9 protein-coding genes are annotated in these 12,763 nt (G+C 72.9%); 5 read left to right on the top strand and 4 right to left on the bottom strand.

What is annotated here, in order from left to right:
- Window positions 1-18: 18 nt before the first annotated feature.
- From EV188_RS23885 to EV188_RS23875, 3 genes are all read left to right on the top strand, one after another.
- On the top strand, window positions 19-864 hold the full coding sequence (locus tag EV188_RS23885; protein ID WP_133828803.1) for a HalD/BesD family halogenase: 846 nt from the start codon (window positions 19-21) through the stop codon (window positions 862-864).
- A 27-nt stretch (window positions 865-891) separates the two neighbouring features.
- Window positions 892-2,673 (top strand): choline/carnitine O-acyltransferase, encoded by a 1,782-nt coding sequence (locus EV188_RS23880; RefSeq protein ID WP_133828802.1) that lies wholly within the window; start codon window positions 892-894, stop codon window positions 2,671-2,673.
- A 73-nt stretch (window positions 2,674-2,746) separates the two neighbouring features.
- Window positions 2,747-4,357: a DHA2 family efflux MFS transporter permease subunit gene (locus EV188_RS23875; RefSeq protein ID WP_243741952.1), complete on the top strand. Its 1,611-nt coding sequence runs from the start codon at window positions 2,747-2,749 to the stop codon at window positions 4,355-4,357.
- A gap of 2 nt (window positions 4,358-4,359) precedes the next feature.
- Here the strand turns inward: EV188_RS23875 and EV188_RS23870 are convergent, their stop codons facing one another.
- Both EV188_RS23870 and EV188_RS23865 read right to left on the bottom strand, forming a co-directional pair.
- Window positions 4,360-5,097, bottom strand: a complete 738-nt coding sequence (locus EV188_RS23870) for an HlyD family secretion protein (protein WP_208114356.1) — start codon at window positions 5,095-5,097, stop codon at window positions 4,360-4,362.
- Complete coding sequence (locus EV188_RS23865; protein ID WP_166660040.1) at window positions 5,094-6,659, bottom strand: HlyD family efflux transporter periplasmic adaptor subunit; 1,566 nt, start codon at window positions 6,657-6,659, stop codon at window positions 5,094-5,096. Before EV188_RS23865 ends, EV188_RS23870 begins: the two co-directional genes overlap by 4 nt.
- Window positions 6,660-6,828: 169 nt before the next feature.
- Here EV188_RS23865 and EV188_RS23860 point away from each other — a divergent pair, with 169 nt between their 5' ends.
- Window positions 6,829-7,503, top strand: coding sequence for an HAD family hydrolase (locus tag EV188_RS23860; protein ID WP_133828800.1), 675 nt, complete (start codon window positions 6,829-6,831; stop codon window positions 7,501-7,503).
- Between the two features lie 69 nt (window positions 7,504-7,572).
- Here EV188_RS23860 and EV188_RS23855 read toward each other — a convergent pair whose 3' ends face one another.
- Window positions 7,573-8,586: a class I fructose-bisphosphate aldolase gene (locus EV188_RS23855; RefSeq protein ID WP_133828799.1), complete on the bottom strand. Its 1,014-nt coding sequence runs from the start codon at window positions 8,584-8,586 to the stop codon at window positions 7,573-7,575.
- A gap of 84 nt (window positions 8,587-8,670) precedes the next feature.
- On the opposite strand from EV188_RS23855, the gene EV188_RS23850 reads away from it, so the two are divergent.
- Complete coding sequence (locus EV188_RS23850; RefSeq protein WP_133828798.1) at window positions 8,671-9,513, top strand: siderophore-interacting protein; 843 nt, start codon at window positions 8,671-8,673, stop codon at window positions 9,511-9,513.
- A 117-nt stretch (window positions 9,514-9,630) separates the two neighbouring features.
- Here EV188_RS23850 and EV188_RS23845 read toward each other — a convergent pair whose 3' ends face one another.
- Window positions 9,631-12,450 (bottom strand): aconitate hydratase, encoded by a 2,820-nt coding sequence (locus tag EV188_RS23845; protein ID WP_133828797.1) that lies wholly within the window; start codon window positions 12,448-12,450, stop codon window positions 9,631-9,633.
- Window positions 12,451-12,763: the final 313 nt, after the last annotated feature.

Here is a 12,763-nt window from a genome sequence, read left to right as displayed (position 1 = left end):
TCGCTACGGTGACCTCCCGTGGCACCCGGGGGAGATGTCGTCGACGCGCGGCGCTATCCCCTCGACGACCCCGGGGACCCGGCGTGGCGGGCCGTCGTCGACCGGGCGCGCACGGAGCTGCGGGCCGGGGGGTGCACGGTCCTGCGCGACGTCGTGGCGCCGGAGCACCGCGACCGGCTGCGGGCCGAGGGCGACGCCGTCGCCGGGCACGCGCACGCCGACGTCGCCGAGGTCAACGTCTACAACACCGACCCCGACCCGACGCTGCCCGCCGAGCACCCGGCGCGGGTCGTGCTGCACCGGCGCAACGCGTTCGTGGCGCGCGACCACATCCCCGCCGACCACCTCGTCGCGCGCCTCTACGCCGACCCGGGCCTGCACCGGCTGATCGCCGCCTGTTTCGAGGTGCCCGCGGTGCACCCGCTCGCCGACCCCTACGCCGGCCTGACGCTCAACGTCGTGGCGCCGGGCGACGACCACCCCTGGCACTTCGACACCAACGAGTTCGCCGTCAGCCTGCTGACCCGCGCGCCCGGGAGCGGCGGGGTGTTCGAGTACTGCCCGGGCCTGCGCGCGGCGGGCGACGAGAACCACGCCGGGGTGCGCGCGGTGCTCGACGGCGACCGCGCCCCGGTCCGGCGGCTCGAGCTGCGGCCCGGTGACCTGCAGCTCTTCCGCGGCCGGTTCGCGCTCCACCGCGTGACGCCGGTGGGCGGCGCGACGCCCCGGCACGCCGCGATCCTCGCCTACAGCGAGCGCCCGGGGGTCGTCGGTTCCCCGACGCGGACCCGCCAGCTCTTCGGCCGCGTCGCCCCCGAGCACCTCGCCGGGGCGAGCGTCCGGGGTGACACGCTGCTTGACTGACCGGCCACCCGACCCGAGAGGACCACCATGACCGGGACGTTCGACGCCGAGGACGACCTGCCCCGGGTCCCGGTGCCGACGCTGGCCGCCAGCGCCGAGCAGTTCCTCGCGTGGAGCGAGCCGCTGCTCGACGAGGACCAGCGGGCGGCGACGCGCGCGGCCGTCGACCAGCTCCTGCGTCCCGACGGGCCCGGCCCGGTGCTGCAGGCCGCGCTCGAGGCGTACGACGACGAGCCGACCACCCACAGCTGGCTCGACGACTTCTGGGAGTCGCGCTACCTCGGGCGCCGCGACCGGATCGCGCTCAACGCGAACTTCTTCTTCCTGTTCGCCGACGTCCCCGACGAGCGCGACCAGGCCACGCGGGCCGCGGGCCTCGTGCTCGGCGCGCTCGACCACAAGCACCGCGTCGACACCGAGACGCTGCCGCCGGCCACCCGCAAGGGCTCGCCGATGACGATGGAGCAGCACAAGTTCCTGTTCTCCTCGACGCGCATCCCCGGCGACGACCAGGACACCGCCCGCACGCCCTACACCGACGCCTGGCCCGGACCGTCCCGCGAGCGCCACGTCGTCGTGCTCGTGCGGGGCCACGCGTACCGGATGGACGTCCTCGGGCCCGACGGCACCGCGCACACCGCCGCGGAGATCGCCGACGGGCTGCGGGCGATCCGCGCGCAGGTGGGGGAGACCCGCGGCCCGGGGGTCGGGCACCTGACGACCAAGGCGCGCGCGGCGTGGGCGGCGAGCCGCCGGGCGCTGCTCGCGGAGGGCAACGAGGCGGCGCTGGACGACCTCGAGACCGCGCTGTTCTGCGTGGCCCTGGAGGACGACCGGCCGGGCGACGACCGGGCGATCGGGAAGCAGCTGCTCGGCGGCGACAGCGCGAACCGGTGGTTCGACAAGGCCGTCACGTTCGTCGTGTTCCCGGACGGCACCGCCGGCATCAACACCGAGCACTGCCGCCTCGACGGCACGACGGTGCTCGCGCTCGTCGACGGGGTGCTCGGGTCGTCGACCGCCGAGCACGCGGCGAACCTCGGGGTGCGCTCGCAGGGCGTACCGGGGTCGGCACCGCTGCCCTTCACGGTGACCGACGAGCGCGCCGCCGACATCCGGGCGGCGGGGGAGGACTTCGCGGCGTTCACCGCGTCGGTCGCGACCCGGCTCGTGGTGTTCGACGACCTCGGCAGCGACCGCGCGAAGAAGCTGGGCGTCTCGCCCGACGCGTTCGTGCAGATGGCGTACCAGCTCGCCCACGTCCGCGCGAAGGGCTTCGTGGGCGCGACCTACGAGTCGATCGCGACGCTGCAGTTCCACCACGGGCGCACCGAGGCCATGCGGGTGGTGACCCCGGAGATCCTCGCGTTCACGGCGGCCATGGACGACCCCACGGCCGACGACGCGCGCCGCCGCGAGGCGTTCGAGGCGGCGGCGACGGCGCACGTCCGGCGCGCCCAGGCGTGCCAGGCCGGCGAGGCGCCCGAGCAGCACCTCTGGGAGCTCTCGCTCATCCAGCAGCGCCGCGGCGCGTCGCTGGGTGCCGGCGAGCCGTTGGCGGTCGTCGACTCGCCGGGCTGGCGCGTCATGCGCGACGACTACCTGTCCACCAGCTCGGCGCCGTCGGAGCACGTGCGCGTCTTCGGCTTCGGGTCGACCAGCACCCAGTGCATCGGCGTCGCGTACGTGCTGCTGCCCGGGCGCCTGGTCGTGCACCTGAGCACGCCCGCGACCGTCGGCGAGCAGATGGAGCGCTTCGCGGCCGAGCTGCGGCGGGCCGTCGACGAGATCGCCGCGCTCCTCGGCTGACCCGGTTCGGGGGCGATCACCGTCACTGTGCGTTCGGCGTGAGGTGCTGACCCGGACGTCGTAGCCTCGAGCGGTGACGGCCAGGCCCGACGTCCGGGAGACCGAGCTGGTCCCCCCTCCCCAGCCGACGACCGACGGTCACCGCCCCGTCGAGCCACCCGTCGAGGCCGTCGAGACCGCCGAACCCACCTCCCCGGCACCCTCGGGCGAGACGAGCTGGGTCGTCGCGCTGCTCGTGCTGGTCGCGGGGATGTTCATGTCGGTGCTGGACATCAGCATCGTCAACGTCGCGATCCCGGTGATGCAGAACGACTTCGGGGTCACGACCGAGGACATCTCGTGGGTCTCGACGTCGTACTCGCTGGCCGAGGGCGTGATCGTCCCGGCGAGCGCGTGGCTGGGCCTGCGGCTCGGGCTGGGCCGCGCCTACATCGTCGCGATGATCGGGTTCGCGATCGGCTCGGTGCTCTGCGGGCTGGCCTGGGACCTCAACTCGATGATCGCCTTCCGCATCCTGCAGGCGATCCCCGGCGGCGTGATCCCGGTCGTGGCGCTGACGATGCTCTACAAGATCGTGCCCAAGGACCGGCTCGGCGCCGCGATGGGCATGTACGGCCTCGGGATCGTCTTCGCGCCGGCGATCGGGCCGACGCTCGGCGGTTACCTCGTCGAGTACGTCGACTGGCGGCTGATCTTCTTCATCAACGTGCCGATCGGCATCGTCGGCACGATCGCCGCGATGGTCTGGCTGCCGAACTTCGGCGGCGGCACGTCGCGGAAGTTCGACCTCCCCGGCTTCCTGGCCATCGCCACGGGCCTGTTCGCCCTGCTGCTCGGGCTGCACGAGGCCGAGGACTGGGGCTGGACGTCGTACCCCGTGCTCATCCTGCTCACGTACGGCGTGCTGGCCCTGGCGCTGTTCGTGGTGATCGAGCTCGAGGTCGACCACCCGCTGCTCAACGTGCGGGTGTTCGCGTCCTGGCCGTTCACGAACTCGCTGATCCTCATCGCCGTCATCTCGGCGGGGCTGTTCGGGGTGCTCTTCTACATCCCGCAGTCGCTGCAGCTCAACCAGGGGCTCGGGGCGTTCGAGACGGGCCTGCTGCTGCTCCCGCAGGCGCTCGTGATGGCGGTGATCATGCCGCTGGCGGGGCAGATCTACGACCGGGTCGGGGCCCGCTGGCCCGCCGTCGCGGGGCTGATCATCACGGCGTGGGGCACGTGGATGCTGCGCGACCTCACGATCGACACCTCGCACGGCGACCTGGCGTGGATCCTCGGGTTCCGCGCCGCCGGGATCGGGCTCGCGATGATGCCGATCATGACCGGCGGGCTGTCGGCGCTGCCGCCGCACCGGGTCGACGGGGCGAGCGCGTTCAACACGGTCGTCCAGCGCTCGTCGTCGGCGATCGGGCTGGCGGCCATGACCGCGCTGATGACCGCGCAGCAGTCCCAGGGCTACGCCGACCGCGCGAGCCTCGTGCCGGCCGATCCCGAGACCTTCGGCTCCGTGCTCGGCGAGTACTCGATGTACCAGCAGCTCCAGACCCGGGTGTTCGACACGGCGTTCGGCGACCTCATGGTCGTCACCACCGTCCTCACCGCGGGGGCGGTGCTGCTGGCGCTGATGCTGCCCAGCGGCAAGCCGGCCCCGAGCGAGGGCCCGCGGGTGATGGAGGGCTGAGCTCAGTCCCCGCGGTGGATGTTGACCTCGACGTTCATGCCGGGGATCAGCTCGAAGCCCTGCAGGTCGTCGATCCCGATCTTCACCGGGATGACCTGGGTGACCTTCTGGAAGTTGCCCTGGCTGTTCGACTGCGGCAGCGGCGAGAAGACGCCCGCCGCGCCGCCCTGGATCTCGCGGACGGACCCGGTGAACGTGCGGTCGGGGTAGGCGTCGACGGTGAAGTCGACGACCTGGCCCGGGCGGACGGCGTCGATGTCGGTCTCGTCGACGCGCGCGGTGACGTAGACGTTGCCGGGGTCGTAGGCGATCGCCAGCTGCTGGCCCGCGGTGACGTAGACGCCCTCCGTGGTGTCCGTCGTGGCCACCGTGCCCGCGGCGGGCGCGCGGATGCTGCGCTGGGGCCGGACGTAGCCGCCGTCGATCTCGATGCGCCCGACGACCTGGTCGGCGCGCAGCACGGAGCCCTGGGTGCCGGTCCAGCCGACGAGCGTGCCGCTGGTGGGGGCGACGATCGGGATCTGGGTGCCGTCGACCTGGGCGTTGTCGGTGGAGACGTACTGGCGGGCGTCGAGGAAGTAGCTCAGCGTGAAGCCGACGGCCGCGAGCAGCGCGAGGACCACGATCACGATCAGTGCGATGCGGGTGCCGCGGCGCATGGGGCGGCGCTTCTGACCGTCCGTCTGCTCCGGCTCCTCGGTGGCGACCGGGCCCGTCGTGTCCTGCCCGTCGGCGCTCATCGCCGGGCCGCCACGAGCACCTGCTGACCCACGGTCAGGCCGCTGCGGACCTCGGTGCGGTCGGCGCCGACGAGGCCGGGGGTGAACGGTGTCGGGACCTGGCGGCCGCCGGGTTCGACGACGATCACCGAGGTCCGGTCGCCCTGCCGGACGACCGCGGAGTTCGGGACGCTGACCGCGTCCAGCCCCTCGCCGGTGATCACCGACGCCTGGGCGGTCTGCCCGTCCTTGAGCCGCGGGTCGGGGCGGGCGACCGCGACGGTCACGTAGTAGTTGATGACGTTGGCGATGTCGGTCGAGGCCGGCGACACCGCCAGCACCGTGCCGTCGATCGTCACGTCGGGCAGGGCGTCGAGGGTGACGCGCGCCGCCTGGCCCGGGACCAGGGACGCCGCGTCGATCTCCTGGAACGGGGCGACCACGGAGAACCCGGACGTGCTCTGCATGACGAGGAACTGCGAACCGCCCGGGCGGCCGGGGGAGGCCCCGCCGCCGCCCATCGAGGCGGCCGCGGCACCCGCGCCGGCGGCGCTCGCGGCGCCGGGGATGGCGGCCTCGCCGCCGGGGGCCAGCGGCGTGGTGCCGGAGCTCGGCTGGAGGAACTCGCCGACCGCGCCGTTGATCGCGGTCACGACCCCGTCGACCGGGGCCCGCAGGGTCGTGTTCGCGAGGTCGCGCTGGGCGCTCTGGACGCCGACCCGGGCGTTGTCCACCTGCGCCTGGGCGCCGTCGAGCTCGTGGGGACGGGAAGCGCGCGACGCGTCGAGCTGGTTCTGCGTCTGGACCAGGCCGTTGCGGGCCTGCTCGACCTGGACGCGGCCGGACGCCTCGTCGATCTGCTTCTTCGACCGGGCCTGGGAGAGCTGGGCCTCGGCCTGCGCTTTGCCCTGCTGCGCCATCGCGAGCTGGTTCTGCGCACCGGGCAAGAGGATGCAGGAGGTGTTGCCCTGCTGGGCAGCCGGCGGCGCCAGAGGCGGAATGAGACCCGGATTGCTGTAGGCCGCGGCGCCACCTCCGGCGCTGCATGCCTGGCTCGTCTTCCTGAAGTTGGTCTCCGCCGCCGTGGCCGCCGCGTCCGCGTTAGCGTTCGCCCTCTCGGCCTGGTGGATCGCCTCGTTGTCCGCGTCGAGGGTCGCGTCGACCTGGCCCTCCGTGGCCTGGACGATCCGGCGCGCCTGGGCGACCGAGTTGCCGGCGCCGTCGACGGCGGTGTTGTCGAGCGCCTGCTGGTACGCGGCCTCCTGACCGGCGAGCGCCGCCTCGGCGCGCTCGACGCCCTGGCGGGCGTTGAAGTCGTCGATCTTCGCGAGGACCTGGCCCGCCCGGACCTGGTCGCCGACGTCGACGTTCACCTCGGTGAGCTGGCCGCCCGTGGGGAAGCCGATGTTGTTGTTCGCGGTCGCCGCGACCGATCCCTGGGCCGAGACGCCGGTCTCCACCGCCGCCCGGGTCACCGGGACCGTGCGCGGTGGCGGCGCCGACCCCCCGCCGCATCCGCTGACGACGAGCACCGCTGCGACCAGCGCCGTCGCCCCGACCGCCCTGCGGGGGGAGAAGATCATGCTCGGCCAAACGAGCTTCAAGCACCTGAGTGACGTCCGTGTGAGCCGCCGTGCGCCGCATGTCACACCGACGATCGGGCGACAGATACTCAACCGGTCAGCGCAGTAGGTCATCGACCGCATGCGCGCTCCGCATGCGCGGCGGTCGGCGCTGGGCACCCCCGACGTCATGACGGACGCACGCGGGACCGTGATCCTCGACGTCGACGGCACGCTCGTCGACACCAACTACCACCACGCGCTGGGCTGGTACCGCGCCTTCCGGCAGTACGGGGTGACGATCCCCGTCTGGACCATCCACCGGCACATCGGGATGGGCGGCGACCAGCTCGTGGCGGCCGTGGCGGGCGACGACGTCGAGCGCGAGCACGGCGACGACATCCGCGCGGCGTGGACCGAGCAGGCCGACGCGATGCTCGACGAGATCGCCGCCCTGCCCGGTGCCCACGACCTGCTCGAGGCGATCGTCGGCGCTGGCTTCACCCTCGTGATGGCGAGCTCGGGCAAGCCGCACCACGTCGAGCGCTACGCGGACCTGATCGGCGCGGGCGACCTCGCCAGCGAGTGGGTCAGCTCCGGCGACGTCGAGCGCACCAAGCCGGCCCCGGATCTGCTCGGGGTCGCCATGGAGCGGGTCGGCGCGGAGGCCGCGGTGGTCGTCGGCGACTCGGTCTGGGACTGCCAGGCCGCGGAGCGCCTCGGCCTGCCCTCGGTCGCCGTGCGCACCGGTGGCTTCTCGAACGAGGAGCTCCGGGAGGCCGGCGCGTCCGAGGTCGTCGCGTCCGTCGAGGAGCTCACCGCCGACATCGACCAGCTGAAGCCCCGCGCACCCCAGCAGGCATGATCACGATCTCGGTGACGATCGATCGCAGATCTGCGGGGGATCGTCACCGAGTCGGCGATCACTGGTCCCTCAGGACCCGGCGCGCTCCGCGTCCGCCGTCCACTCGCCGCGGTTCGCCGCGCCGGTGAGGCGCAGCCGCTCGGCGAAGGCGTCCTGAGCAGACGCGACGTTCTCCTCGGCACCCGCCCACACGGACATCGGGCGGCCCTGCAGCGCGCGGGCGTAGGAGAAGCTCACGATCCACGGCTGCGGCCCGCGGCGCGCGATCGCGTCGAGGTTGGCGTTTGCCTGGGCGTCGTCCTGTCCGCCCGAGAGGAACACGATCCCGGGCACGGCGGCCGGGATGGTCCGGTGCAGCACCTCGAGGGTGCGGTCGGCGACCTCCTCGGGACCGGCCTGGTCGGACCCCGCGTAGCCGGAGACGACCATGTTCGTCTTCACCAGCACGCCCTCCAGCGCGACCCGCTGGCGGCGCAGCGCCTCGACGGTGGCGGCGAGGACCTCCTCGGTGACCTCGGCCGAGCGGACGATCCCGTGGTCGCCGTCCATGATCGACTCGGGCTCGACGATCGGCACCAGACCCGCCTCCTGGGCCAGCGCGGCGTACCGGGCCTGGCCGGCGGCGTTGAGCTCGACGGCGGTCGCGGTCGGCAGGTCGCCGGACACCGAGATCACCGACCGCCACTTCGCGAACCGCAGCCCCAGCCCGGCGTACTCCGCGAACCGCTCGCGCAGCCCGTCGAGCCCCTCGGTGACCTTCTCGCCGGGGAAGCCGGCCAGGTCCTTGGCGCCGCCGTCGACCTTGATGCCGGGCACGATCCCGCGCCGGCGCAGCAGGTCGACCATCCCGGTGCCGTCGAGCGCGTCCTGGCGGACGGTCTCGTCGTAGAGGATCACGCCACCGAGGGAGTTCTCGACGTCCTTGGTGGTGAACAGCAGGTCGCGGAACCGGCGCCGGGTGTCCTCGGTGGACTCGACACCCACCGCCTCGAGCCGCTTGGTGATCGTCCCGGTGCTCTCGTCGGCGGCGAGGATGCCCTTCCCGTCGGCGAGGATCTCGCGGGCGGTCTCGTTCAGAGTCATGCCCTAGGGGTTGACCGCCGCCTCGTCACGTATGCCCGCCGCAAGTTAGGGTTGCCTCACCTGCAGGCGGCGGAAGGGGAGTGCGTGACGGCGGCGTCGACACGTCCGGCAGTGCAGCTGCGACGCGCGGTGGTGCGCGCCGTCGCGCGTCCGACCCCGCGGGTGGTGCGGGTGACATTCGCGGGGCCCGACCTCGCGGACCTCCCCGTCGTCGCCCCCGACGGCTACATGAAGCTCTTCTTCCCGCGCCCCGACGAGGTCGAGCCCCGGCTTCCCCCGCTCGTCGAGGACGGCGGCGAGGGGCCCGACATCGCCGGCTGGTTCAGCCGCTACCTCGCGATGCCCGACGACGTCCGCCCGCCCATGCGCACGTTCACCCTGCGGCAACGCCGCGAGGACCCCGTCGAGATCGACGTCGACTTCGTCCTGCACGACGAGGGCCCGGCGCGCGACTGGGCGGTGCGCGCCGCGCCCGGCGAGCACATCGCGTTCACCGGCCCCTACGGCCTCTACGCCCCGACCGACGAGCACGACGGCGTGCTGCTCGCGGGTGACGAGACGGCGGTGCCGGCGATCGGCGCGATCGTCGAGGGCCTGCCGCCGGGGCGGCGCGTGACGGTGGTGGCGAGCGTCCGGGACGTCACCGAGCGGCAGACCTGGGGGACCGCCGGGGACGTCACGATCCACTGGACGACCCCCGACACGATCACCGACCGCCTCCGCGGGCTGGCCCTGCCCGGCGAGCGCCCCTACGTGTGGCTGGCGGGCGAGGCCTCGGAGGTCAAGGCGATGCGCCGCCACGTCGTCCGCGAGCGCGGCGTCGACAAGCGCGATGTCTGCTTCACCGGCTACTGGCGCCGCGGCCGCACCGAGGAGCAGGAGGTGCGCGCCGCCATGGAGGGCACCGCCGAGCCCGCCGACGACTGACGCTCGCCCGCCCGGACGCGGGCGTGCCCCCGGATGCGCCCGCTCCGGAGACACGAACGGCGCTCTCGCTGCTTCGGAAGCAGCGAGAGCGCCGTTCGTTCGTCGGGTGGGTCCCGCTCAGCCCAGCATCTTGCGCAGGACGTAGGGCAGGATGCCGCCGTTGAGGTAGTACTGCGCCTCACCCGGGGTGTCGATGCGCAGGCGCGCGTCGAACTCGATCGCGTCGCCGGACTCGGGCTGCGCCGTGACGTGCACCGTGTCCGGCACGTCACCGTCGTTGAGCGCCGTGACGCCGCTGATCGCGAAGGTCTCGGTGCCCGTGAGGCCCAGCGAGTCGGCGTTCTGGCCCTCGGGGAACTGCAGCGGCAGCACGCCCATGCCGACGAGGTTCGAGCGGTGGATGCGCTCGTAGGACTCGGCGATGACCGCGCGGACGCCGAGCAGCGTCGTGCCCTTGGCCGCCCAGTCGCGCGACGAGCCCGAGCCGTACTCCTTGCCCGCGAGCACCACGAGCGGCGTGCCCTCGGCGGCGTAGTTCTGCGCCGCGTCGTACACCGCGGCCTGCTGGCCGCCCTGGGTGTAGTCGGCGGTGTTGCCGCCCTGGTCGAGCGAGCCCCCGTCGCCGGTCGGCAGCAGGTTGCGCAGCCGGATGTTGGCGAAGGTGCCGCGGATCATGACCTCGTGGTTGCCGCGCCGCGAGCCGTAGGAGTTGAAGTCCTTGCGCTCGACGCCGTGCTCCTTGAGGTACCGACCGGCCGGCGAGTCCTCCTTGATGGACCCGGCGGGGGAGATGTGGTCGGTGGTCACCGAGTCGCCCAGCTTGAGCAGCACGCGGGCCCCGTCGATGTCGCCGACGGCCGACGGCTCGCGCGACATGCCCTCGAAGTACGGGGGCTTGCGCACGTAGGTCGAGCCCTCGTCCCACGTGAAGGTCTCGCCCTCGGGGGTGGGCAGCGAGGTCCACCGCTCGTCGCCGGCGAAGACGTCGGCGTAGCCCTGGGTAAACTGCTCCGGGGACAGCGCCGAGGAGATCGTCTCCTGGATCTCCTGGGGCGACGGCCAGATGTCCTCGAGGGTCACCGGGTTGCCCTGCGGGTCGTGCCCGAGGGGCTCGGTGGCGAGGTCGAGGTCCATCGTCCCGGCCAGCGCGTACGCCACGACCAGCGGCGGGCTGGCGAGGTAGTTCATCTTGACGTCGGGGTTGATGCGGCCCTCGAAGTTGCGGTTGCCCGAGAGCACCGCGGTGACGGCGAGGTCCTCGTCGTTGATCGCCTTCGAGATCTCGTCGGGCAGCGGGCCGGAGTTCCCGATGCACGTGGTGCAGCCGTAGCCGACGAGGTTGAAGCCGAGCTTCTCGAGGTAGGGCAGCAGGCCCGAGCGCTCGTAGTAGTCCATGACGACCTTGGAGCCCGGGGCGAGCGAGGTCTTCACCCACGGCCGGCGCTCGAGGCCCTTGTCGACGGCGTTCCGCGCGAGCAGCGCCGCGCCGATCATCACCGACGGGTTCGAGGTGTTGGTGCACGACGTGATCGCCGCGATCGTCACCGCGCCGTGGTCGAGCTCGAGCTGGGTGCCGTCCTCGAGCGTCACCGGCGTCGGGTGCGACGCGCGGCCGCCCGGGTCGGCCGGCTGCTTGTGCACCGAGGGCTTGTCGGCGTCGCCGTTGGGGTGCTCCGCGGGCGGGTCGGAGGCCGGGAACGACTCGCTGTCGGACTCCTCGGACTGGCTGCGGGGCTGCTCGTCGCCGGAGACGTAGTCGGGCAGCGCGGCACGGAACGAGTCCTTGGCGGCGTCGAGCCGGATGCGGTCCTGCGGGCGCTTCGGGCCGGCGATCGACGGGACGACCGTCGAGAGGTCCAGCGAGAGCGTCTCGGAGTAGTCCGCCTCGTGCGACGGGTCGTGCCAGAGGCCCTGCTCCTTGGCGTAGGCCTCGACGAGCGCGACCTGGTCGTCGTCGCGGCCGGTGAAGCGCAGGTAGTTCAGCGTCTCGTCGTCGATGGGGAACATCGCGGCGGTCGAGCCGAACTCCGGGCTCATGTTGCCGATCGTGGCGCGGTTGGCCAGCGGCACGGCGCCGACGCCCTCGCCGTAGAACTCGACGAACTTCCCGACGACGCCGTGCTCGCGCAGCATCTCGGTGATCGTCAGCACGAGGTCGGTGGCGGTGGCGCCCGGGGGCAGCTCGCCGGAGAGCTGGAAGCCGACGACCTTGGGGATGAGCATCGACACCGGCTGGCCGAGCATGGCCGCCTCGGCCTCGATGCCGCCGACGCCCCAGCCGAGCACGCCCAGGCCGTTGACCATCGTGGTGTGCGAGTCGGTGCCCACGAGGGTGTCGGGGTAGGCCTGGCCGCCCCGGGTCATGACGACGCGCGCCAGGTGCTCGATGTTGACCTGGTGGACGATGCCGGTGCCCGGCGGGACGACCTTGAACTCGTCGAACGCGGTCTGGCCCCAGCGCAGGAACTTGTAGCGCTCCTCGTTGCGCTGGTACTCCAGCTCGACGTTGCGCTCGAAGGCGTCCGGGGTGCCGAACAGGTCGGCGACGACGGAGTGGTCGATGACGAGCTCGGCCGGGGCCAGCGGGTTGACGTTCTGTGCGTCGCCCCCGAGCTCGGTGACCGCCTCGCGCATCGTCGCGAGGTCGACGATGCAGGGGACGCCGGTGAAGTCCTGCATCACGACGCGGCCCGGTACGTACTGGATCTCGGTGTCCGGCTCGGCCGTCGGGTCCCACTCGGCGAGCGCCCGGATGGACTTCTCGGTGGTGACGAGACCGTCCTCGGTCCGCAGGAGGTTCTCGAGCAGCACCTTCAGGCTGAACGGCAGGCGCTGCGAGCCCTCGACCGCGGACAGGCGGAAGATCTCGTAGGAGCTACCGCCGACGTCCAGGGTGCCCTTGGCACCGAAGGAGTCGGGTTGGGCTGGCGAGCTCACGGACACATTCCTCCTCGTTCCTCGCGGGCGCGGCGAGTGGTGGTCGGCCGCGGCCCGGGGTCGCTGCGGTCCCGGCGGCGTCGCCGGAGCAGGCCGGGCCGGGTGGTGGTCCGGTCTGGCCCACTGCGCAGTGCAGTGACGACGCGCGACCCGGGGGTCGGGCGGGAGTCTCGCGCACCCTCCCGGATGCCGCACTCCCGCCCTCTCCAGCCTACGACCGGGTACCCGTCCGTGACCGCCCCGGCGCGGCCCGTACGGGCTCCGAAAGGCCCACGAGCGGGCGATTCACGCCACACCACCGCGTGTCGGAGCC

It is taken from the genome of Actinomycetospora succinea, assembly GCF_004363095.1.
Lineage (GTDB): Bacteria > Actinomycetota > Actinomycetes > Mycobacteriales > Pseudonocardiaceae > Actinomycetospora > Actinomycetospora succinea.
The sequence above is the reverse complement of the archived record's forward strand: the minus strand, read 5'-3'. Positions and strand labels throughout refer to the sequence as shown.

Excerpts from the sequence above, each read along its gene's own strand:
- EV188_RS23865 (WP_166660040.1), bottom strand. The coding sequence starts at position 6,659 with ATGATCTTCTCCCCCCGCAGGGCGGTCGGGGCGACGGCGCTGGTCGCA.
- EV188_RS23880 (WP_133828802.1), top strand. The coding sequence starts at position 892 with ATGACCGGGACGTTCGACGCCGAGGACGACCTGCCCCGGGTCCCGGTG.
- EV188_RS23870 (WP_208114356.1), bottom strand. The coding sequence starts at position 5,097 with ATGAGCGCCGACGGGCAGGACACGACGGGCCCGGTCGCCACCGAGGAG.
- EV188_RS23860 (WP_133828800.1), top strand. The coding sequence starts at position 6,829 with ATGACGGACGCACGCGGGACCGTGATCCTCGACGTCGACGGCACGCTC.
- EV188_RS23855 (WP_133828799.1), bottom strand. The coding sequence starts at position 8,586 with ATGACTCTGAACGAGACCGCCCGCGAGATCCTCGCCGACGGGAAGGGC.